This window comes from Pseudoclavibacter sp. AY1F1, from assembly GCF_002931075.1.
GTDB lineage: Bacteria > Actinomycetota > Actinomycetes > Actinomycetales > Microbacteriaceae > Pseudoclavibacter.
Window position 1 is genome coordinate 307,165 of record NZ_PSTQ01000001.1, and the last position, 21,750, is coordinate 328,914.

Annotated in this window: 18 protein-coding genes; 15 read left to right on the top strand and 3 right to left on the bottom strand. The window is 66.6% G+C overall.

Annotated features, from left to right (window positions below; genetic code table 11):
• Positions 1 to 21 precede the first annotated feature (21 nt).
• From C5B85_RS01465 to C5B85_RS01490, 6 genes are all read left to right on the top strand, one after another.
• Positions 22 to 1,269: an FAD-dependent oxidoreductase gene (locus tag C5B85_RS01465; protein WP_104284285.1), complete on the top strand. Its 1,248-nt coding sequence runs from the start codon at positions 22 to 24 to the stop codon at positions 1,267 to 1,269.
• A gap of 181 nt (positions 1,270 to 1,450) precedes the next feature.
• On the top strand, positions 1,451 to 1,861 hold the full coding sequence (locus C5B85_RS01470) for a VOC family protein (protein ID WP_104284286.1): 411 nt from the start codon (positions 1,451 to 1,453) through the stop codon (positions 1,859 to 1,861).
• A gap of 172 nt (positions 1,862 to 2,033) precedes the next feature.
• Positions 2,034 to 3,434: an MFS transporter gene (locus tag C5B85_RS01475; protein ID WP_104284287.1), complete on the top strand. Its 1,401-nt coding sequence runs from the start codon at positions 2,034 to 2,036 to the stop codon at positions 3,432 to 3,434.
• An 80-nt stretch (positions 3,435 to 3,514) separates the two neighbouring features.
• Positions 3,515 to 3,946 (top strand): Rieske (2Fe-2S) protein, encoded by a 432-nt coding sequence (locus C5B85_RS01480; protein ID WP_104284288.1) that lies wholly within the window; start codon positions 3,515 to 3,517, stop codon positions 3,944 to 3,946.
• Entirely contained in the window at positions 3,943 to 6,078 is a 2,136-nt protein-coding gene (gene malQ / locus C5B85_RS01485) for a 4-alpha-glucanotransferase (protein WP_104284289.1), read from the top strand. The genes C5B85_RS01480 and malQ overlap by 4 nt, the downstream gene beginning before the upstream one ends.
• A 5-nt stretch (positions 6,079 to 6,083) precedes the next feature.
• Positions 6,084 to 6,767: a hypothetical protein gene (locus tag C5B85_RS01490; RefSeq protein WP_146077797.1), complete on the top strand. Its 684-nt coding sequence runs from the start codon at positions 6,084 to 6,086 to the stop codon at positions 6,765 to 6,767.
• A gap of 25 nt (positions 6,768 to 6,792) precedes the next feature.
• On the opposite strand, the gene C5B85_RS01495 is transcribed toward C5B85_RS01490, so the two are convergent.
• Positions 6,793 to 7,599 carry a CPBP family intramembrane glutamic endopeptidase gene (locus tag C5B85_RS01495; RefSeq protein WP_104284291.1) on the bottom strand — a complete coding sequence of 269 codons (807 nt, stop codon included), beginning with the start codon at positions 7,597 to 7,599 and terminating at the stop codon, positions 6,793 to 6,795.
• 188 nt (positions 7,600 to 7,787) lie between these two features.
• On the opposite strand from C5B85_RS01495, the gene C5B85_RS01500 reads away from it, so the two are divergent.
• The 3 genes from C5B85_RS01500 to C5B85_RS01510 all read left to right on the top strand — a co-directional run bounded on the left by C5B85_RS01500 (position 7,788) and on the right by C5B85_RS01510 (position 12,539).
• Positions 7,788 to 9,656, top strand: a complete 1,869-nt coding sequence (locus C5B85_RS01500) for an ABC transporter family substrate-binding protein (protein ID WP_104284292.1) — start codon at positions 7,788 to 7,790, stop codon at positions 9,654 to 9,656.
• Positions 9,657 to 9,810: 154 nt separating this feature from the next.
• Positions 9,811 to 11,385: an ABC transporter permease gene (locus C5B85_RS01505; protein WP_104284293.1), complete on the top strand. Its 1,575-nt coding sequence runs from the start codon at positions 9,811 to 9,813 to the stop codon at positions 11,383 to 11,385.
• 14 nt (positions 11,386 to 11,399) lie between these two features.
• Positions 11,400 to 12,539, top strand: a complete 1,140-nt coding sequence (locus C5B85_RS01510; protein ID WP_104284294.1) for an ABC transporter permease — start codon at positions 11,400 to 11,402, stop codon at positions 12,537 to 12,539.
• A gap of 59 nt (positions 12,540 to 12,598) precedes the next feature.
• Here the strand turns inward: C5B85_RS01510 and C5B85_RS01515 are convergent, their stop codons facing one another.
• Positions 12,599 to 13,204 carry a hypothetical protein gene (locus C5B85_RS01515; RefSeq protein WP_146077798.1) on the bottom strand — a complete coding sequence of 202 codons (606 nt, stop codon included), beginning with the start codon at positions 13,202 to 13,204 and terminating at the stop codon, positions 12,599 to 12,601.
• Positions 13,205 to 13,317: 113 nt separating this feature from the next.
• Here C5B85_RS01515 and C5B85_RS01520 point away from each other — a divergent pair, with 113 nt between their 5' ends.
• The 6 genes from C5B85_RS01520 to C5B85_RS01545 all read left to right on the top strand — a co-directional run bounded on the left by C5B85_RS01520 (position 13,318) and on the right by C5B85_RS01545 (position 20,566).
• Positions 13,318 to 15,111, top strand: a complete 1,794-nt coding sequence (locus C5B85_RS01520) for an ABC transporter ATP-binding protein (protein ID WP_104284296.1) — start codon at positions 13,318 to 13,320, stop codon at positions 15,109 to 15,111.
• Between the two features lie 107 nt (positions 15,112 to 15,218).
• Complete coding sequence (typA, locus tag C5B85_RS01525; RefSeq protein WP_104284297.1) at positions 15,219 to 17,135, top strand: translational GTPase TypA; 1,917 nt, start codon at positions 15,219 to 15,221, stop codon at positions 17,133 to 17,135.
• Between the two features lie 45 nt (positions 17,136 to 17,180).
• Entirely contained in the window at positions 17,181 to 17,651 is a 471-nt protein-coding gene (locus C5B85_RS01530) for a hypothetical protein (protein WP_104284298.1), read from the top strand.
• Complete coding sequence (fdxA, locus tag C5B85_RS01535) at positions 17,648 to 17,974, top strand: ferredoxin (RefSeq protein ID WP_061710753.1); 327 nt, start codon at positions 17,648 to 17,650, stop codon at positions 17,972 to 17,974. Before C5B85_RS01530 ends, fdxA begins: the two co-directional genes overlap by 4 nt.
• The gene (dapC, locus tag C5B85_RS01540) at positions 17,971 to 19,101 is read left to right on the top strand and encodes a succinyldiaminopimelate transaminase (protein ID WP_104284299.1); all 1,131 of its coding nucleotides are present in this window, start codon (positions 17,971 to 17,973) and stop codon (positions 19,099 to 19,101) included. The genes fdxA and dapC overlap by 4 nt, the downstream gene beginning before the upstream one ends.
• A 130-nt stretch (positions 19,102 to 19,231) precedes the next feature.
• Positions 19,232 to 20,566 (top strand): citrate synthase, encoded by a 1,335-nt coding sequence (locus C5B85_RS01545; RefSeq protein WP_104284300.1) that lies wholly within the window; start codon positions 19,232 to 19,234, stop codon positions 20,564 to 20,566.
• Positions 20,567 to 20,735: 169 nt separating this feature from the next.
• On the opposite strand, the gene dapD is transcribed toward C5B85_RS01545, so the two are convergent.
• Positions 20,736 to 21,719, bottom strand: coding sequence for a 2,3,4,5-tetrahydropyridine-2,6-dicarboxylate N-succinyltransferase (gene dapD, locus C5B85_RS01550; RefSeq protein ID WP_104284301.1), 984 nt, complete (start codon positions 21,717 to 21,719; stop codon positions 20,736 to 20,738).
• Between the last annotated feature and the right edge of the window lie 31 nt (positions 21,720 to 21,750).

Consider the following 21,750-nt stretch of genomic DNA (forward strand, 5'->3'; position numbering starts at 1 on the left):
CACCTCACCGAACGGAGCCACATGGATACGGACGTCGTTGTCATCGGAGCGGGGATCGCCGGGCTGCGGGCAGCTCGGCGCCTCGAAGAGCACGGGCGCAGCGTTGTGGTCGTCGAGGCGGAAGGCGAGGTCGGGGGCAGGATCCGCACCGATGACGTCAGCGGCTTCCTCTGCGACCGCGGCTTCCAGGTGCTCAACCCGGCCTACCCGGCGCTGCGGGAGGCCGTGGACCTCGAAGCTCTCGCTCTGCACAGCTTCGGAGTGGGCGCGATCATCAGGTCCGGTGAACGCGCGACCACTCTGGCGCATCCGCTCCGCCACCCGCGCTTCGCGCTGCAGACGCTGCTGAGCGAGCATGTGCCGATTCGCGACGTGCTGGCGCTGGCGCGCTGGCTCGGCCCGACGCTGGTGGGTCTTGACGGCGTCGGACCGGAGGATCGCGCGCTCCGGGCTTCCCTCGACGAGGCGGGGCTCACGGGGAAGCTGCGGCACGATCTCCTCGACACCTTCCTCGCCGGCGTCCTTGCTGACAGCAGCGGAGAGAGCTCAGCGAACTTCGTCAAGCAGCTTGTCCGATTCTTCGCGCTCGGGGCGCCGGGGCTGCCTCGTGCCGGGATGCGCGCCCTGCCAGCCCAGATGGCATCGTCGCTGCACGAACCGGTCCGCCTCGAAACGGCCGCTCGCGAGGTCAACGAGACGAGTGCGGGAGTGCGGGTCGTGACCGACCGGGGAACGATCCTGGCGCGTGCAGCGATCGTGGCCGTTGCACCCAGAGAACTGCCGGAACTCACGGGTGAGGCCGCTCCTGCAACGCACGGCCTGACGACCTGGTGGTTCCGGGCGTCGGGGGAGCCTCGGACGGGGCCATACCTCGTCATTGATGCGTCGCTGCCAGGAGGCGGGCCAGCCGGTCCGATCTGGAACACCGCCGTTATCTCGGAGGTGGCACCGTCCTACGCGCCGGCGGGGCAGCACCTCGTGCAGGCGACCACGCTCCTCGACCGCATCGACGGGCTCGCGAGCGAGGCGCAGATCCGCGACGACCTCGCGCGCCTCTACGGGACGTCCACCTCGGGCTGGGAGGTGCTCGCTCACCACGTTGTCCCGCATGCCCTTCCGGCGGTGCTGCCGCCGTTCAGGTCACCTGGTCCGGGGCAGGTTGGCGAGCGCGTTCTTGTGACTGGCGACCACCGGGAATCCAGCTCGATCCAGGGTGCCCTGGTCGCCGGGCAGCGCGCCGCCGACGCGGCGTGCACCATGCTGGCTTGACTGGCTCCGAGCCTGGATCGGTCACTTATATTCCCGGCAAGATGCCTGCAGGTCAGCCGTTCTCAACTCGTGGGACAGGGGAGAAAAGTTGACCGGAGTTCCCGCAGAATCTCGGGTCCGAATCATAGAATTCGACCCGGCGCCCCGCGCCGATTCAGAATCCAAGTGCAAAGGAGCCCTCATGGGTGTATCCATGGTCTTCCCGAACTTCCCCGTCGCCGACGTCAAGGCGGCCACCGACTTCTACGTCGGGCTGGGCTTCAGCGTCAATCCGATGTTCAGCGACGACAGCACCAGCTGCGTCGTCGTCAACGAGCACGTCGCGATCATGCTCCTCCAGACGGAGCGCTTCCAGGGCTTCCTGCCGGAGGGGGCCGAGGCGATCCTCGGTGGCAATCGCCACGAGAGCACCACGGCGCTGCTGCTCGGCAGCAACGAAGAGGTCGACGAGATCACGGCAAAGGCTGAGGCCGGCGGTGGCAAGATCCACCGCCCCGCAGAGGCCAACGAGTTCGGCATGTACGGCTCGGCCTTCGACGACCTCGACGGTCACCTGTGGGAGGTCTTCTACATGGCGGCTCCCGAGGCCTGACCTCAGCTCGGGCGCCACGACGGCGCGGGCGGGACGGCGCGAGGGCGCAACGCCTGAAGAGGACGGCTCCACTGCACTCCATTGCACAAAACTGCAGTGGGGCCTGGTGGAGCCGTTTCCTCTCTGGCACGGTTAGTCGTCCCCTCCATCCTCCGCACCTTTGGATACGCACATGACCGAGCTCAGTCCGGCAGACAGCACCGTCCCCAGCGCAGCGCAGGCGCCGCTCACGCGCAACGAACGACTGGACCGCCTGCCCTTCACTCGCAGACACCGCAAGCTGCTCTTCGGCTCGGGCATCGGCTGGGCGCTCGACGCCATGGACGTCAGCCTCATCTCGTTTGTCATGGCGGCGCTTGCCGTGCAGTGGAGCCTCGACACGACGACGCTGTCGTTCATCGCCTCGATCGGCTTCGTAGGCATGGCGATCGGCGCCAGCGTCGGCGGTCTGCTTGCGGATAAGTTCGGCCGGCGGCAGGTGTTCGCCGCGACACTCCTCATCTACGGTCTCGCGACGGGAGCTTCCGCGCTCGCGGCGTCGGTTGCCGCCCTCATGGTGCTGCGATTTGTTGTCGGTCTCGGTCTCGGCGCTGAGCTTCCCGTCGCATCGACCCTCGTGAGCGAGTACGCGCCGAAGCGAATCCGCGGGCGAGTTGTTGTGCTGCTCGAAGCCTTCTGGGCCGTTGGCTGGATCGGCGCCGCACTCATCGGGGCCTTCATCATCCCGCTTTCCGCCGACGGCTGGCGGTGGGCGCTCCTCACTGGACTCCTGCCCGCTGTCTACGCGGTGGTCGTGCGGTTTGGGCTCCCCGAATCCGTCCGCTTCCTCGAGAGCAAGGGAAGGTACCGGGAGGCAGAGCAGGCAGTCCGGCAGTTCGAGGAGTCTGCGGGGGTGGATGCTCCGCCTGCCTCGAGCATCGCGTCCACCGATCGCGCCCAGGCCGCCCAGCGGGCATCAACCGCGGCGGACACGCAGAAGGCTCGCTGGCGGGACCTCTGGGCGCCCGCCCTCCGCCGGAGAACGGCGGCGCTCTGGGCGGTGTGGTTCTGCATCAACCTCAGCTACTACGGCGCCTTCATCTGGATCCCGAGCCTGCTCGTCGGGCAGGGGTTCACGCTCGTGAAGTCGTTCGAGTTCACCCTCATCATCACGCTCGCGCAGCTCCCCGGCTATTTCGTGGCGGCCTACCTCATCGAGCGGATCGGCCGGCGCGCGACGCTCGCGATCTTCCTGCTCGGCTCCGCCTGCGCCGCGTTCTGGTTCGGCTTCGCGACAACGGAGGGCACCATCCTCGCGGCCGGCATGTGCTTGTCCTTCTTCAACCTCGGCGCCTGGGGAGCGCTCTACGCGATCGGCCCGGAGCTCTACCCGACACGGCTTCGCGCGTCCGGGACCGGGGCAGCGGCCGGGTTCGGACGCATCGCCTCGATCATCGCCCCGCTGCTGGTGCCCGTGATGCTCGCCGCGGGCGGCAGCGTGCTGGTCTTCGGCGTCTTCGCAGCCGCGTTCCTTCTCGCCGCGGGCGCGGCGTTCACGCTGCCTGAACTCATGGGGCGCGAGCTCGAGGAGTAGCCGACGGGCCTTCACATCACGATGCCAGGACGCCGTGCGCGCCGCCGCACGCTCAGGCAAGCGCCGACTAGCCTGAGACCGTGAACGAACGACACGAACCTTCACGACGCGGGGTCATACGGGGAAGCGCGGCCGTCGGCGGCGGGATCGCGACGGCGGCATTGCTCGCGGCGTGCGGAAGCGGCGAACCGCAAGGCGGGACCGGGTCGGACGGGGCGGCTGCCGAGGGTGGTGCGATTGCTCTCGCGGCGGTACCGGTCGGCGGGGGCGCGATCATCTCGGAGACCGAGACCGTCATCACGCAGCCCGCCGCCGGCGAGTACTACGGGTTCAGCTCGATCTGCACGCACCAGGGGTGCCCCGTCTCGAAGGTGACCGCCGAGCACATCATCTGCCCGTGCCATTCGAGTCATTACGACACGAGGACAGGAGAGCCGGTTTCCGGACCGGCCAATCAGGCCCTTGCCCCTCGCACTATCACCGTCACCGAAACTGAGGTCGAATACTCGTGAGCATCACCGACTTGACCGCGATCCGCGACCTCGCGACCAGCGCAGGACTCGAGGTCGAGTACTGGGGCTGGCGTGGCGAGAAGGAGCAGGTCGCCCCCGAGACGCTCGCGGCCGTCCTCGGCGCCCTTGGGCTCCCGGCATCCACGGACGAGGAGATCGCCGCCTCGGCACGTGACTTCGAGAGCCGTGCATGGCGTCGCGCAGTTCCCGCCTGCACCACTGTGCGCGAGGGAAGGGCCGCGAGGGTGTTCGCGCATGTCCCGCACGGGAGCAGCGTTCGTGTGGAGGCGCACCTCGAGGACGGCTCCGTCCGCGGCCTCGAGCAGCTCGAGAACTGGGTCGACCCGAGGGTCATCGACGGCGAGCTCACCGGTCGTGCCACGTTTGCTGTGCCCGAAGACCTTCCGACGGGGTGGCACCAGCTCGTCGCGCGCGTCGGCGACGAGGCTTCTGCCGAGCCCGCAGAAGCGGGCACTCTGATCGTCGTGCCGACGAGCACACCATGGCCAGAGGAACGCTCGTGGGGCTTGTTCACGCAGCTCTACCAGCTCCGCTCATCCACCTCATGGGGGATCGGTGACCTGCGAGACCTCGCGACGCTGACGGCCTGGGGCGCCGAGCGCACGGCGGACTTCGTGCTCGTGAACCCGCTCAACGCGAACCCTCCCGTCTCGCCGATCGAGCCGTCTCCGTACCTGCCGACGTCGAGGCAGTTCGGCGACCCGTTGATCCTGAACATCGACTGGGCCGCTGCATTCGTCGCTCGGCGCGTGGCCGTGCCAGCTGAAACCGTCGAGCTGCTGTCGCGACTTGCCGGAGAGGCGATCCTCGGCAACGGAATCGATTCCATCGATCGTGACAGAGCCTGGTCGCTCAAGGAACCGGCGCTGCGCGCCCTCTTCGAGCTCTGGCAGTCGGCGAACGTCGTCGATGGCGACTTCGAGGACTTCCGGAGGTCGGCGGGCGAGCCCCTCGAGCGATTCGGCGTCTTCTGCGCAATCTCGCGAGTCCATGGGCGGGATGCGCGCGACTGGCCGAGCGAGCTCGCGACGGTGAACGGCAGCGAGGTGCTCACGTTCGCCGCGGCGCACGCCGAGGACGCCGAGTTCTACGTGTGGCTGCAATGCCTGCTCGAAGCGCAGGCCAAGTTGGTGCAGGCGGATGCGAAGGCCGCTGGCATGTCCATCGGCGTGGTGCACGACTTGCCGGTCGGAGTTCATGCGGGCGGTGCAGACGCCTGGTCGTTCGGTGAGGCTATGGCCCGCGGCGTGACGGTTGGCGTGCCGGCGGACCAGTACAACCAGTTCGGACAGAACTGGTCGCAGCCGCCCTGGCGGCCGGACATGCTCGCCGAGCTGGGCTACGCACCGTATCGGGACATGCTGCGGGCCGTGTTCCGCAACGCGGGCGCCGTGCGCATCGACCACATCCTCGGGTTCTTCCGCCTGTGGTGGATTCCGGAGGGCAACACGGCTAAGGACGGCTGCTTCGTGCGCACCGACGCCGAGGCCATGCTGGGAATCCTCGCCCTTGAGGCTGAACGAGCCGGTGCCGTCGTGATCGGCGAGGACCTCGGCACCGTTCCGCCTGAGGCGCGGGATGCACTCGCCGAGCGCGGCATGCTCGGCGCCTCGGTCCTCTGGTTCGAATGGTCTGAGGGCCGTGTCCCACTGGCCGCTGAGGAGTACCGCCGTGCCTGCCTGGCGACGGTCACGACCCATGACCTGCCGCCGACCGCGGGTTTCCTCGCTCTCGAGCACCTGGACGTGCGAGAGCGCCTTGGCCTTCTCGAAGGCTCCGTCGAGGAGGCGCGGGCCGAGGAGACCGAGACGATCGCGAAAGTCGTCGAGCGGCTCAGGCAGTCAGGGCTCGTGGGCGAGACGCCGAGCAATGAGGACGTCGTCGTCGCGTTGCACGAGTATCTCGCCGGGTCCGCCGCGCAGCTCTTCGGTGTCGGAGTGTCCGACCTCGCCGGCGACCGGCGCGGGGTCAACCAGCCTGGGACCGCCGACGAGTATCCGAACTGGCGAGTGCCCATGACCGACGCGAGCGGGCAGCTGCTGACGCTCGAACAGCTTCTGGCTTCGCCACTCGCGGACCGGATCGCCGCGGCCTCCGCACGAACGGCGTGAAGGCCGTGAGGCAGTCGGCTGAGCGGCGGTCGCCCTGTCTGCGAGCTCACTTCGCGGGTGGTGCCCTTGCTGCCGCGCTGCTGCTCGCCGCGTGCGCGTCGCCTGAGACGGTTGTCCCAAGTGAGTCCGCCGAAGCCGTCTCGGTCATCGCCACGCCGGGCGTGACGCAGACGCCGACTCCGACGGTCACGCCCGTCAATGTCCAGGTTGTGCCTGCACCCCGCGTCGCGGAGAACGAGAACCCGGAGCCGGTCGAGGGCGAGATGCGGTTCACGCGCGGGCAGTGGGCGACGGTTCTCGGAGCGAGCGGCACGCCCGTGGGTCGGTTCACGGTGACCGGCGTCGTCTTCGACGTGAGCTGCCTTGAAGAGGATCCACCGAAAGCGGACGGCAGCTACGTCGCGGTCCAGCTGCAGGTCGAGGGCTACGGTGCGCTCGGCGCCGAAGGCTACGAGGGGGAATTCGCGCCGGTCTTCGGCTTCAACCGGATGCAGCTGTTCGAGAAGAACTCGGACTCGCGCCTCGGTGAGTCGCTCGCCTACGACTGCATCGAGAGTTCAGTGCAGCAGCGCGAGTACGGGGTCGGCTCCGAGTCCGGCTACTTCGTCTTCGACGTTCCGAAGCAGAGGTTCGACGTGGTCTGGGAGTACGGCGATCAGACGTTCCGCTTCGTGAACCTCACGGCCTGAGCCGAGGCATCACGCCAGGCGACGCTCAGGTGAAGAGTTGGGGGAGGAGGGCCGCGGCCAGCGGGTACCCGAGGAATGAGACCGCGTCGAGGATGAAGTGGGCCACAACAAGTCCGCCCACTCTGCCCTTCCGCAGGAACCACCACGAGAACAGGAAGCCCATGGCGACGTTGCCGAGCGCCATCCCGGGGCCCTGATACAGGTGGTATGAACCACGAAGCAGGGACGACGCGACGATGATCTGCCAGGTGGCCCAACCTAGCTCGCGCAGCCTCGTCACGAGGTAGCCGACCACGATGACCTCCTCGAGAAGAGCGGCGCGCAGGGCGGCCAGCAGGAGCAGGATGACCGTCCACCAGGTGAGCTCCTGGGCGCTGGCCTCGACCGAGATCGTCAGCCCGAGTGCCCTGGTGGCCAGGTAGAACAGGATCCCAGGGATGCCGATGCAGGCGGCCAGCAGGAACCCGTGACCCGTGTCGCGGAGCGGCTGGCGTGCATCCAGACCGAGCCTCCTGAAGCCGGAGACGGCGGGCGTCCAGAGCAGCCAGATCGCGAGGGCCACGGGCAGGAGATCGGTCGCGATGCTCATGAGCTGCAAGAGCGCGTCGAAGACCGGACGTGCGTCGCGAGTGGCGTTGAGGGTGGTCGTCTGGTCGGCGAGCGGAGTATCGCGGGTGGCCCGCTCTGCGAGCGAAATGATCGCGTACAGACTCGAGGGGATGATCGCGATCGCGAGCACGATCCAGACCTCCCAGCGCAGTCGCACGCGCGCGGAGCGGTCCAACTTGCTCTGGCCCTCGCAGACCGTAACGTCAATGCGCGAATGTGACATGTCCGCAGTCTACGAACGTTGACGGCCTTGTAAGAGATGCACAAGACCCGTTTCGTGTGAGTAACGATCCCCTGAATTGGTGCAGGGCCCCGCGCGCGGGGGCGTAGGTTCAACGGGTATTTGTCGAGAATTCACAGAGTCCGTGGATCTCCGACGCTCACAGCCCCATGTTTCCCCAAGGAGGTCCTATGAGGACATCACGAGTTATCGCCGTGGGAGCCATCGTCGCCACAAGCGCATTGGTTCTCGCCGGCTGCTCCGCCCCGAACCGCGATCCCGAGATCGTCGGTGGCTCCGCCATCACGGTTGCCTGGAACGACCCGTTCTTCGCGTTCAACGTCAACACCTCGGCCAACAACGCCGCCGCGAACGCCAACATCGTCCACGTCACGTCGGACGGCTTCATCGATTACGACCCGACCCCCGCGCTGGTCGAGAACACCGACTTCGGCACGGTCGAAGAGGTCTCGAGCGACCCGCTCACGATCAAGTACACGGTGGCCGACGCGGTGACCTGGAGCGACGGGACGCCCTTCGACGGCGCCGACCTGCTGCTCACGTGGGCCGCGAACACGACGCACCGCTCCGCCGGCGAGGTCCCAGAGGCCGAGTACGACGACGACGGCAACGTCACGAACCAGGACGCCATCGACGCGGCAGCAGACGCCGGTGTCTACTGGGGAACCGACCCGGCTCCCGGCCTCCAGCTCGACCTCGCTTCAGCAGTTCCGACGCTCGCTGACGACAACAAGTCGTTCACGGTCGTCTACGACAAGCCGTACGCCGACTGGAAGACCATGTTCGCGCCTGACACCACGGCGATCTCTGCACACGGCACTGTCCAGCTCGCCTACCCGGGCGAGTACGACGAGGCGCAGGCCGCGAAGGATGCACTCGTCACGGCCATCAACGACAACGACACCGCCTTCCTCGGCAAGGTCGCTACGGCGTACCGCACGGGCTACGACTACACGTCGATGCCCGAGGAGCCGCAGAAGACGCTCTCCAACGGCCCCTACACGATCACGGATCTCGTCGAGAACCAGTACGTGACGCTCACGGCGCGCGAGGACTACACGTGGGGCCCGCTGCCTCACTACGAGACCATCACGATCCGCTTCATCCCGGACCCGCAGGCGCAGGTGCAGGCGCTCCAGAACGGTGAAGTCCAGATCGTCTCCGGTCAGCCGACGACCGACCTCCTTCAGCAGCTCGAGGCCACAGAGGGCATCGAGTGGGAGTCCTCGCTCGAGGGCACCTACGAGCACGTCGACCTCCAGGTTGCCAACGGCGGCGTCTTCGACCCCGCCACCTACGGCGGCGACGAGGCCAAGGCTCAGCAGATCCGCGAGGCCTTCCTGCTCACGATCCCTCGCCAGGAGATCGTCGAGAAGCTCATCACCCCGATCGCACCGGATGCCACCACGCGTGACTCGCTCGTCTTCCTCCCCGGAGCAGACGGCTACGAAGAGTCCGTCGCAGCCAGCGGCGTCGACCGTTACTCGGGCGACGACGCCTCCATCGAAGAGGCCAAGGGCCTCCTCGCTCAGGCCGGAGTCGCGAACCCCTCGGTCCGCTTCATGACGGCGTCCACCAACCCGCGCCGCCAGCAGGAGCTGCAGCTCATCAAGGCCTCGGCCGAGAAGGCTGGCTTCACGATCGTCGACGCGAGCGCTGAGAACTGGTCAACCGTGCTCACGACGCAGACCGACGCCTACGACGCGGCCCTCTTCGGATGGCAGTCCGAGGGTCTCGGTGTCGGAGAGCCGTCCCCGAACTACATCACGGGCGGCATCAACAACTACTACGGCTGGAGCGACCCGGAGCTCGACCAGATCCTCAAGGACGTCGAGGTCACCCTCGACCCAGCTGAGGCTCAGGGCAAGCTCGTCGAGGCTGAGAAGATCATCATGGACAAGTCCTGGTCCGTGCCGATCTTCCAGTTCCCCGGCGTTGTTGCCTGGAGCGACGAAGTTGCCAACGTCAAGCCTGGCTTCCTCTCGCCCCAGTACTTCTGGAACGCCTGGGAGTGGGCACCAGTGGAAGCCGCTGAGTAGCCACACCGGCGTCGAACTCTCGACGCGCTGACCGCCGCGCGGTCAGACCAAGCGACGGCGGGAGTACCGTAGTCTTCTCGACTGCGGGACTCCCGCCTCGTCTGTTCGCGGCCACACTCCCGGCCGAATGCCTCCTCCAGAACAGGACCCATCTGTGCTGAGATTCACCCTCCGACGCCTCTTCGTGTCGATCTTCATCCTGCTGGGCGCGCTCTTCATCGTGTACAACCTCGTCGCGATCTCGAAGGACCCGCTCGCAGACATCTTGGAGTCCACGGCTCCCAACAAGGAGCAGCTCATCGCCGCGCGCGTGGAGCTCCTGCAACTTGATGTGCCTGCCCCCGCACGCTTCTTCCTCTGGCTCGGCGGCATCCTCGGGTTCTTCATCCCGACCTTCAACGACCCGGACGGCCTGTTCGGCTTCCTGGGCAACAACTTCTCCATGGGCGTCAACATCGTCGGACAGGATGTCGGCCCGCTCATCGGCGCAGCGGTCGGCCAGACCCTGCAGCTCGTCACTGCCGCGACACTCATCGCTGTCGTCATCGGCGTCGCCGTCGGCGTGACGACCGCGCTCCGGCAGTACTCGGGCTATGACTACACGGTCACGTTCCTGTCCTTCCTCACGTACTCGCTGCCGATCTTCTTCGTGGCCGTGCTGCTCAAGCAGTACATGGCCATCGGGTTCAACGACTTCCTGCAGGACCCGGAGATACCGATACCCCTCCTGCTGCTCATCGGCGTCATCATCGGCTTCATCTTCATGTCGATCATCGGCGGGCCCGCAAAGACGCGTGCCATGGTATTCGGCGGCGGAGCCCTCGGCACCATCGCGATCCTCTTCGGCATGGAGCTGCTCGACTGGTTCCGCAACCCCGGCCTCGGCACGGTGCTCATCATCGTCCTCGGCCTCGCCACGGTGCTCCTCACGGCTGCCCTTACGGTCGGGCTCTCGCACCGCAGAAACCTCATCGTCACCGGTGCCGTGGCGGTCGTCGGGGGAGCGCTGTGGTACCCGCTGCAGTTCGCGATGACCAATGAGATCGGCGCCTGGTTCCCGATCGTGCTCATCGTGGCGTTCACGGTCATCGCCTGGTTCGTCGGCAAGTACTTCGGTGGCCTCGACAAGCGCAACGTGGCGAGCAACACCGCGATCGTCGGTTTCGTCGTGTCGCTGCTGCTGGTCATCGACCGAGTCATGCAGACCTGGTCCGGCTACTACGACCAGACCGGCGGACGCCCCATCGCGACGGTGGGCGCATCCAGCCCGCAGCTCGGCTCGGACCCGTCGATCTGGCTGCAGATGCTCGACGGCTTCACTCACCTGCTGCTGCCGACCATCGCGATCATGGTCATCTCCATCGCGAGCTATAGCCGCTACTCGCGTTCGAGCCTCCTGGAGATCATGAACCAGGACTACGTTCGGACTGCCCGCGCGAAGGGACTCCCGGAGCGCACCGTGGTCATGCGCCACGCCCTGCGCAACTCTCTCATCCCGATCACGACCATCGTGGCGGCCGATGTGGGCGCGATCATCTCCGGTGCGATCGTCACCGAGCAGATCTTCGGCTGGCGTGCCATGGGCTCGATCTTCTCCGAGTCGCTCAAGGCGGTCGACCTGAACCCGCTCATGGGCTACATCCTCGTGACGGCGGCGCTCACCGTGATCTTCAACCTGATCGCCGACATCCTGTACTCCGTCCTCGACCCGCGAATCCGCCTGAGCTGAGAGAGGGCTGAGCTATGACGACTCCGAACTTCACCGAGATCACCGCCCCGCAGCCTCACGGCCCGGGGGATGAGCTGACCATCGAACAGCGAGAGACCATCGGCCTCAGCCAGGGCCAGATCGTGTGGCGGCGCTTCGTGCGCCACACGGGCGCTATGGTCTCGACCGCCGTGCTGCTGATGATCGTGCTCCTCGTCTTCACCTCCGTCGGCATCGTCGTGCCGTGGTGGGACTTCTCAGAGGGCAAGTTCATGCAGATCCAGGTTCCCGGTTGGTGGGCCTACGACTGGAACTCGATCGCCCCCATCGAGAACGGCGGCAACCCGACGTTCGTGAGCCTTGTCGACTGGGGCTCGCACCCGTTCGGCCAGGATGAGATCGGCCGCGACATCTTCGCCCGCGTCATGCGCGGCACGCAGCAGTCGCTCACGGTCATGTTCATCTACGGCGTCCTCGCGGCCGTCATCGGCATCATCGTCGGTGGCATCGCCGGCTACTACCGCGGCTGGGTCGACAACGTGCTCATGCGCCTGACGGACCTCTTCCTCGTCATCCCGACGCTCGTCTTCGCGGCCGTGCTCGGCCAGCTCGCCGGCCAGAACGAGGTCCTGCGTGCGTACGGCGCGGTCTCGCTCGCCGTCGTGCTTGGCCTCGTCGGATGGATGTCGCTCGCGCGTCTGGTGCGCGGCGAGTTCCTCACGCTGCGCGAGCGGGAGTTCGTGGATGCGGCGCGCGTGGCAGGTGCTTCCGGGCGACGGATCATCTTCCGCCATATCCTGCCGAACGCCCTCGGCGTCGTCATCGTTTCCACGACCCTGCTCATGAGCGCCGCCATCATCCTCGAGGCGAACCTGTCGTTCCTCGGTTTCGGTATCCAGCCGCCCGACGTGTCGCTTGGCCAGATCGTCCAGGAATACCAGGGCGCGTTCGCAACCCGCCCTTGGCTCTTCTGGTTCCCAGGCGCCTTCATCGTGTCCATCGCCCTGTGCATCAACTTCATCGGCGACGGCCTGCGTGACGCCTTCGACCCCCGCCAGCGAAAGATCCCGGGCAACGGCACGTGGTCTCGCATGTGGCGCACGCTCACGTCGCGCGACGGCCGTCCCACTCAGGGCGACTCGGACGGCAGCGGCACGAGCAAGGCGGATGCGTGACGACCCACGTCGCAGCGCGCGCCGAGGCCTTCGCCACCCAGGCGCTCTCCTCAGGAGCGCTAGATCGCGAAGAGCGCGCCCACGACAAGCAGGGTGGCGATGAGCACAACAGTGTTCGCGACGTTCTGCGTTCGCACGACGGGACCGAGCGGGACGCCGGCCTCTCGCTGCTGCTGAGCCCTGCGGTGCGTGAGGTTCACGGCCGCGTCGCCGGAGTACGTGCCAGGCGCCGCGCTCGTCCGGATGCTCTGCGACTCGTCGGTGAGGCGGCGCGGGTCCTTCCACAGGAGCGGGTCTCTCGGGTCCATGCGTTCAGCACTCAGGCGGTCGGGCGGGGGAGCAGCCCAAGCGCTCACCTTGCCTTCCGGCGTCGTGACGGTGAAGCCGCGCGTCGTCTCGACCAGCTCGATCTGGCCATATGGCACAACAGTCTTCTTGAGGGGGTTGTTCACCTCGAGCGCTGTCTCGGTGAAGACGACGCTCGGGCTCACGAGGGTGATCCAGCCGACGCCGAGCGCCAGGATGGGCAGTGGGAGCACCGACAGCAGGTGGCGACCAGCCCCCGGCGTCAGGATCACCGAGATGACGGCGACCAGCGCCATGGCGGCGATGACGCCGTAGACGACAAGACCCATGCGGGGGCGGAGAACTGTTCGCTCGGACACCCGCCAAGTCTCGCAGACGAATCGAGTCTCGCCGCGGCGAGCAGGCCGACACACCTTGGCCGCATCCCTCAGACACCAAGCACTTTGACCGCAGCCCACCGGGAGGCACGATCATGAGCACAACTTCACGCAAAGACGACACGACGCCGATCCTCGAAGTCCAGGACCTCAGCGTCGAGTTCTGGGTCGGCGGCGACTGGGTTACGGCCGCAAAGGACATCAACTACGTGGTGCGGCCCGGCGAGGTCCTGGCGATCGTCGGCGAGTCCGGCTCCGGCAAGTCCGTGTCGTCGATGACGCTGCTCGACCTGCTCCCCAAGAACGGGCGCACGTCAGGAAGCGCGAAGCTCAACGGCACCGAGCTCATCGGCGCACCGCAGTCGACGCTCCGACGCGCGCGAGGCAACGACATCGCGGTCATCTTCCAGGAGCCGATGACGGCACTCAACCCGGTGCTCACGATCGGCTTCCAGATCTCCGAGGCCCTGCGCATCCACAACCCCACGATGACGCCGAACGATGCTCGTGAGCGCGCGCTCGAACTGCTGCGCCTCGTGGAGATGCCGAACCCGGCGAAAGCCTTCGACTCGTACCCGCACCAGCTGTCCGGCGGCCAGCGACAGCGAGCCATGATCGCGCAGTCGCTCAGCTGCGATCCGGACCTCCTCATCGCCGACGAGCCGACCACGGCGCTCGACGTGACGATCCAGGCCGAGATCCTCGAGCTCATGCGCTCCCTGCACGAGCGCTTGAACTCCGCGATCGTCATCATCACGCACGATATGGGCGTCGTCGCGGACATCGCGGACAACGTCATCGTTATGAAGGGCGGCGAGATCGTCGAGCGCGGCACCGTCCGCGAGATCTTCAAGAACCCGCAGCACGAGTACACGAAGACGCTCCTCGACGCGGTGCCGCACCTCGGCACGGGCGAGGCGAGCGGGCTGGACGCTCGAGAGTTCACCGGCGAGCCTGCGCTTGTCGTCCAGAACGCCGACATCGAGTACCCCAAGCAGGGGCGAGTGCCCGCCTTCAAGGCGGTCGAGGACGCGACCTTCGAGATCTACCCCGGCGAGATCGTGAGCGTCGTGGGCGAATCAGGCTCGGGTAAGACGACGGTCGCCCGTGCGGTTGTCGGCTTGCTCCCTGTGGCCGCAGGCTCGATGAAGCTCAACGGGGTAGAGCTGAACGGGGTCTCTCGGCAGGACCTCGCGCGTGTGCGCCGTGACATCGGCATCGTGTTCCAGGACCCGGGATCTTCGCTGAACCCGCGCTGGCCCGTCGGGCAGTCGATCGCGGAGCCGCTCATCCTCGAGAAGAAGCTCTCGAAGGCAGAGATCGAAGCGAGGGTCGGCGAGCTGCTCGACCAGGTCGAGCTTCCCCGCGCCTTCCGCAATCGCTACCCGAACGAGCTGTCGGGTGGCCAGCGGCAGCGCATCGGCATTGCAAGGGCACTTGCGCTCGAGCCCAAGCTGCTCGTCGCCGACGAGCCGACGTCAGCCCTGGATGTGTCGGTCCAGAAGCGCGTGCTCGAGCTCCTCGTCGAGATCCAGCAGCGGCTGCAGTTCGCCGTGCTCTTCGTGACACACGACCTCGCGGTCGTCGACCAGCTCGCCAACCGAGTGATCGTCATGAACCACGGGAAGATCGTGGAGCAGGGTCCCACCGATCAGATCCTGCGAGCTCCCCAGGACCCGTACACGCAACGCCTCGTCGCCGCCGTCCCCGTCCCTGACCCCGACGAGCAGGCGATCCGCCGCGCGGAGCGCGCCGCGCTCAAGGCGGCGACCGCCGGCGCGGTCACGACCGAGGTACTCGGAGATGACATTGTCGTCTCGGACGCCACCTCGGAGCAGCAGGAGGAGATCCTGCGGGCCGAGGCCGAGGAGCGCGAATCCGGCCAGTGATCCGGTAAGAACTTCGGCCAGCACAAGGGCTCCTTTGTGCTGGTCGGGAGGCCTGCCCTCCGTGACGTAGGATGAACTGCCCTTTTCTCAAATGAAAGCACCCCTGAATGACTGCTGTGCCTGTCGCCCACCGTTCTGAACTCCGAAACGTCGCCATCGTGGCGCACGTCGACCACGGCAAGACGACCCTCGTCGATGCCATGCTCAAGCAGACGGGCTCGTTTGGCGAGCACGACAGCAACTCGACCGAGGCCCGAGTCATGGACTCGAACGACCTCGAGCGTGAAAAGGGCATCACGATCCTCGCCAAGAACACGGCGATCTCCTACAAGGGGAAGCACGCCACGGATGGCCCGATCACGATCAACGTGATCGACACCCCAGGCCACGCCGACTTCGGTGGTGAGGTCGAGCGCGGCCTCTCCATGGTTGATGGTGTCGTCCTGCTCGTGGACGCCTCTGAGGGCCCGCTTCCGCAGACCCGATTCGTGCTCCGCAAGGCACTCGCGGCGAAGCTCCCCGTCATCCTTTGCGTCAACAAGACAGACCGCCCGGATGCTCGCATCGAAGAGGTCGTCGCCGAGAGCCAGGACCTCCTCCTCGGCCTCGCGTCCGACATGGCTGACGAGGTCCCGGATCTCGATCTCGACGGCATCCTCGACCTCCCCGTGCTCTACGCCTCCGGCCGCGCAGGCGCCGCGTCGCACAACCGGCCCGCCGACGGCGAGCTGCCCGACAACGACGACCTCGAGCCGCTCTTCGAGACGATCCTCAAGCACATCCAGCCGCCGGTCTTCGACCCGGAGGCGCCTCTGCAGGCGCACGTCACCAACCTCGATAGCTCGCCGTTCCTCGGCCGTCTTGCCCTGCTGCGCGTCTTCAACGGCACGCTCAAGAAGGGCCAGAACGTGGCCTGGGTCAAGAACGACGGCTCGGTGCACAACGTGCGCATCACGGAACTGCTCGAGACGAAGGCGCTTGACCGCGTCCCGACCGACTCCGCTGGCCCCGGCGACATCGTCGCCGTCGCAGGTATCCCCGAGATCATGATCGGTGAGACGATCGCCGACCCGGAGGACATCCGTCCGCTTCCCGGCATCACGGTCGACGAGCCCGCCATCTCGATGACGATCGGCACCAACACCTCACCCATCATGGGCAAGGTCAAGGGCCACAAGCTCACCTCGCGCATGGTCAAGGACCGCCTTGACCGCGAGCTGATCGGTAACGTCTCGATCCGCGTGCTCGACATCGGTCGCCCCGATGCCTGGGAAGTCCAGGGTCGCGGCGAGCTTGCGCTCTCCGTGCTCATCGAGAACATGCGCCGCGAGGGGTTCGAGCTCACGGCAGGCAAGCCGCAGGTCGTCACGAAGATCGTCGACGGTAAGACGCACGAGCCTTACGAGCACCTCACGATCGACTCGCCTGAAGAGCACCTCGGTGCTATCACGCAGCTGCTCGCTGCCCGCAAGGGCCGCATGGAGTCGATGTCGAACCACGGCACCGGCTGGGTTCGCATGGAGTTCGTCATCCCGTCGCGTGGCCTCATCGGCTTCCGCAGCGAGTTCATGACGAGCACGCGTGGAACGGGCATCGCGAACGCGATCTCGCACGGCTACGAGCCGTGGGCCGGCCCGATCACGACCCGCATCTCGGGTTCGATCGTCGCCGACCGCGCAGGAGTCGCGACGCCGTTCGCCATGCAGGCCCTGCAGGAGCGCATGTCGTTCTTCGTGCAGCCGACCGAAGAGGTCTACGAGGGCATGGTCATCGGCGAGAACTCGCGCGCTGACGACATGGACGTCAACGTGACCAAGGAGAAGAAGCTCACGAACATGCGTTCCGCCAACGCGGACACGTTCGAGTCGATGACTCCCTCGCGCGTCCTGACGCTCGAGGAGTCACTCGAGTTCGCTCGCGAGGACGAGTGCGTCGAGGTCACGCCCGAGAAGATCCGCATCCGCAAGCTGCTCCTCGACGGCAACGCACGTGCTCGTGCGACGTCGCGCGCCAAGAAGCAGTAGTCGAACGTGCGAGCCTCCAGGGTTCGCGGTGAAGATTAAGGTCGTATGACGGAAGTCATCGAACAGCCCGTTGTAGAGCAGCGAACCGGGGAACGTATCCTCGGCGCGCTGCTCTACGCGCTTTTTGGCGTTATCGTCGGGACAGTGACGACGTTCCTCCACCGGGGGCGTGTCGAGATCTTCGACATCACGCTCTGGGTGGGCATCGTACTCGGCCTCGCGTGCATCCTGTGTCTCGGAATCGGACTGCGCCTGTACCTCGTCGACCGGTGGATGACCACCGGGTTCGCGGTCGGGGTTGTTGTGGCTGTCGGCGGGCTCGGGCTGTGGAATCCCGGCTCGAGCGTCGTGGTCGTCGGCGACGCGTTCGGGCTTGCCTGGCTGGCCCTGGCCTCGCTGGTCGCTGCCGCCTGCGCCTTCTGGCCCGAGCTGCCGAACCGCCGAGTGCGGACAGCACGCGCCCGCGACGAGTACGATGGAAGATCGCACTCGAACGAGGAGGAGTCACCCCAGTGACCTACGTCATCGCCCTTCCCTGTGTCGACGTGAAAGACCGGGCCTGCATCGATGAGTGCCCCGTCGACTGCATCTACGAGGGCGATCGGATGCTTTACATCCATCCTGACGAATGTGTCGACTGCGGTGCCTGCGAACCCGTCTGCCCCGTCGAGGCCATCTACTACGAAGATGATCTGCCGGACGAGTGGAGTGAGTACTACACCGCCAACGTCGACTTCTTCAGCGAGATCGGATCCCCGGGCGGCGCCGCCAAGGTGGGGGTCATCCACCACGACCACCCGCTGATCGCCGCGCTCGACCCGCAGGGGGAAGGCGCGTGACGCTCGGCGAGCTCCCCGACTACCCGTGGGACCAGCTCACCCCATACATCGAACGTGCGAAGGCGCATCCGGCCGGAGCGGTCGATCTCTCCATCGGCTCGCCAGTCGACCCGACTCCAGAGATCGTGCGCACGGCGCTTCGGGAGCACGCGGACGCGCACTCGTACCCGACGACGATCGGCACCAACGAAGCCAGGGACGCCGTCGTCGCGTGGTTCGCAAGGAGCCGTGGTGTCACCGGCCTCGAGCGGGCGAACACCATGCTCACCGTCGGTTCCAAGGAGTTCGTCGCGACGGCCGCATTCTTCTTGCGCCTGGGTGTCGGCGACACGGTTGTCTACCCGTCCCGCGCCTACCCGACCTACGAGATCGGTGCCGTCTTCGCCGGTGCGACCGGGTTTGCGAGCGACGACCCCGCCGCCTGGCCTGATTCGACGAAGCTGATCTGGCTCAACAGCCCCGGCAACCCGGACGGGCGAGTCCTCGGGGCCGGCGAGCTGAAGGCCGCTGTCGAGCGCGCCCGCGAGCTCGGCGCCGTCATCATCAACGACGAGTGCTACGCGGAACTCGGGTGGGGCGACTGGGCGGGGGAGCTCATCCCGAGCATCCTTGACGAGCGGGTCACCGGCAGCGACCTGACGAACATCCTCGCATGCTCGTCGCTCTCGAAGCGGTCGAACCTCGCGGGGTACCGTGCGGCCTACGTCGCAGGCGACGCGGCGCTCATCTCCAGGCTCCTCGTGGCGCGCAAGCACGCCGGCCTCATGGTGCCTGCCCCAGTGCAGGCTGCCGTTGCAACGGCTCTTGGTGACGACGAGCACGCCGTCGAGCAGTACCACCGCTACCGGAGGCGCCGGGAGGTCCTGCTTCCGGCACTCGAGGCTTGGGGGCTGCGCATCGAGCACAGCGAGGCCGGCTTGTACCTGTGGGGCACCAAAGGCGACGACTCGTGGGTCACGATCGAAGAACTCGCCGGTCTCGGCATCATCGGCGGGCCAGGGGTCTTCTATGGAGACGCCGGAGGGAGGCACGTACGAGTCTCGCTCACGGCCACTGATGACCAGGTCGACGAGGCAGCACGCCGGCTCCTCGCGGCCAGCGGCGACAATTCCACGAAAGCTCAGTAGATAACTGACAGCACATCGCGCGTTTCATTGTGGATTCGCATAGTCACCTTGTCGAGCGATTAGGCTATGAGGACACTGCGCGTTCTGCGTGCTCGCCGGGGAGCATCCCCCACCCGCTCGAGGAGGATCTGTGACTGAACAGCACAAGCAGGCTGAGGCCCACCAGCACGAGGCGGACTCGGCCACCTTCAGGATCGGCGACAGGACAGCTGAGTTTCCCGTTCTGCGCGCCACGGAAGGTGCTGACGCGGTCGATATCTCGACCTTCATGAAGCAGACCGGGTACACAACGCTCGACCAGGGCTTCGTCAACACGTCGTCGACCAAGTCGGCCATCACCTACATCGATGGTGCCAACGGCATCCTGCGCTACCGCGGCTATCCGATCGAGGAGCTCGCCTCAAAGTCGAGCTTCCTCGAAGTCGCGTACCTCCTTCTCTACGGTCAGCTCCCCACCGAGTCCGAGTACGAGAACTTCACGGACCGCATCCGCCACCACACGCTCCTGCACGAGGACCTCAAGCGCTTCTTCACGGCACTGCCGCCGCACGCGCACCCGATGTCCGTGCTCTCCAGCGCAGTCAACGCGCTCTCGACCTACTACGAAGACTCGCTCGACGTCCACAACCCCGAGATGGTCGAGCAGTCCACCATCCGCCTCCTCGCGAAGATCCCGGTCATCGCCGCCTACGCGCACAAGAAGAGCATCGGCCAGGCGTTCCTGTACCCGGACAACTCGCTCGACTTCGTCGACAACTTCCTCAAGCTCAACTTCGGCAACCTCGCGGAGCCGTATGAGGCCAACCCAGTGCTCTCGAAGGCGCTCGAGCGCCTGCTCATTCTGCACGCCGACCACGAGCAGAACGCGTCGACCTCGACTGTGCGTCTTGTTGGCTCGACCGAGGCGAACATGTACTCGTCGATCTCGGCTGGCATCAGCGCCCTCAACGGCCCGCTCCACGGCGGGGCCAACGAGGCCGTTCTCAAGATGCTCGCGCAGATACAGGAATCCGGCGAGGGCGTCGACCGCTTCGTCGAGCGCGTGAAGAACAAGGAAGACGGCGTGCGCCTCATGGGGTTCGGCCACCGCGTCTACAAGAGCTACGACCCCCGCGCGAAGCTCGTCAAGGAGTCCGCTGACGAGGTACTCGCCGCCCTCGGTGTCAACGACCCGCTTCTGGAGCTCGCCACGCAGCTCGAGCAGGTCGCACTCAACGACGACTACTTCAAAGAGCGAAGCCTCTACCCGAACGTCGACTTCTACACGGGCCTCATCTACAAGGCCATGGGCTTCCCCACGCGCATGTTCACGGTGCTCTTCGCCATCGGCCGACTACCTGGCTGGCTCGCGCACTGGCGCGAGGCAAACGCTGACGCGAAGACGAAGATCGGTCGCCCGCAGCAGCTGTACACGGGTGAGCCGGAGCGGCACTACCCGGAGAACCGCGGCTTCCAGCTCCTCTGACGCTGGCCGGGCGAAAGCAAAAGAGCCGCCGGAGCATGGAAACCCCTGGGAGGGCTTCCGCTCCGGCGGCTCTCGCTTTACGCTGAACGAACAAGACACTCCCCGCTCGAGCCGCACGACAGGTGGCCAGCGGGGAGTGTTGTTCTGTCTCCGGGGATCGGAGCAGCCCCTACGCGTGCAACGCGTCGTTGAGCTGGATACCCGAACCCGTCCGCGCGATCGCCTCGACGGCGCCGTTGAGCGAGTTCCGACGGAACAGTAGGTTCGGCACGCCGGAGAGCTCGGCTGCCTTCACTGAACGGGGCTCGCCGATCTGGCCGTCGGGGTCGCTTTGGCCGACGAGAGAGACCTTCGTGCCAGCGGTGACGTACAGGCCGGCCTCGACGATCGAGTCGTCGCCGAGGGAGATTCCGATACCGGAGTTCGCTCCGAGGAGGGCGCGCTCGCCGATGCGGATGCGCTGCACGCCGCCGCCCGAGAGCGTGCCCATGATGGATGCGCCGCCGCCGATGTCGCTGCCCTCTCCAACGATGACGCCCTGCGAGACGCGACCCTCGACCATGGAACGGCCGAGCGTGCCAGCGTTGAAGTTGACGAAGCCCTCGTGCATGACGACGGTGCCGGGAGCGAGGTGCGCGCCCAGGCGCACGCGGCCGCCGTCGGCGATGCGCACATCCGCTGGCATCACGTAGTCGAGGAGTCTCGGGAACTTATCGATCGCGTAGACCTGGATGCCCTCGCGCTGGAGGGTTGCACGCGAGTTGGCAGCCAGCTCAGGCCGCATGGGGCCGACGTTGGTCCACGCGTTTGTCGGCAGGTGCCCGAAGATGCCATCGAGGTTGATGCTGTTCGGCTCCACCACAAGGTGGCTGAGCAGGTGCAGGCGGAGGTACGCGTCGACGACGCTCTCCACCGGCTCGTCGAGCTTGACGGTGACCGTGACCGGGCTGACCTGCACCTGGCGGCGTTCGTCGTCGTAGGCGAGCGCTGCGAAGCTGGCGGGTGAGATGTGCGGGTCGCGGCCGTCCGGCAGTGGGCCGAGCGCTGGCGTCGGGAACCAGGCGTCGAGCACCTGTCCGTCGTTCGTGATCGTGGCGAGGCCGTCGCCCCACGCTGTCCGCGGGTCGTTGGATGTGGGTGCATCGTTGGTCATGCGCTCCAGGCTACCCAGCGTTGGCCCCGCG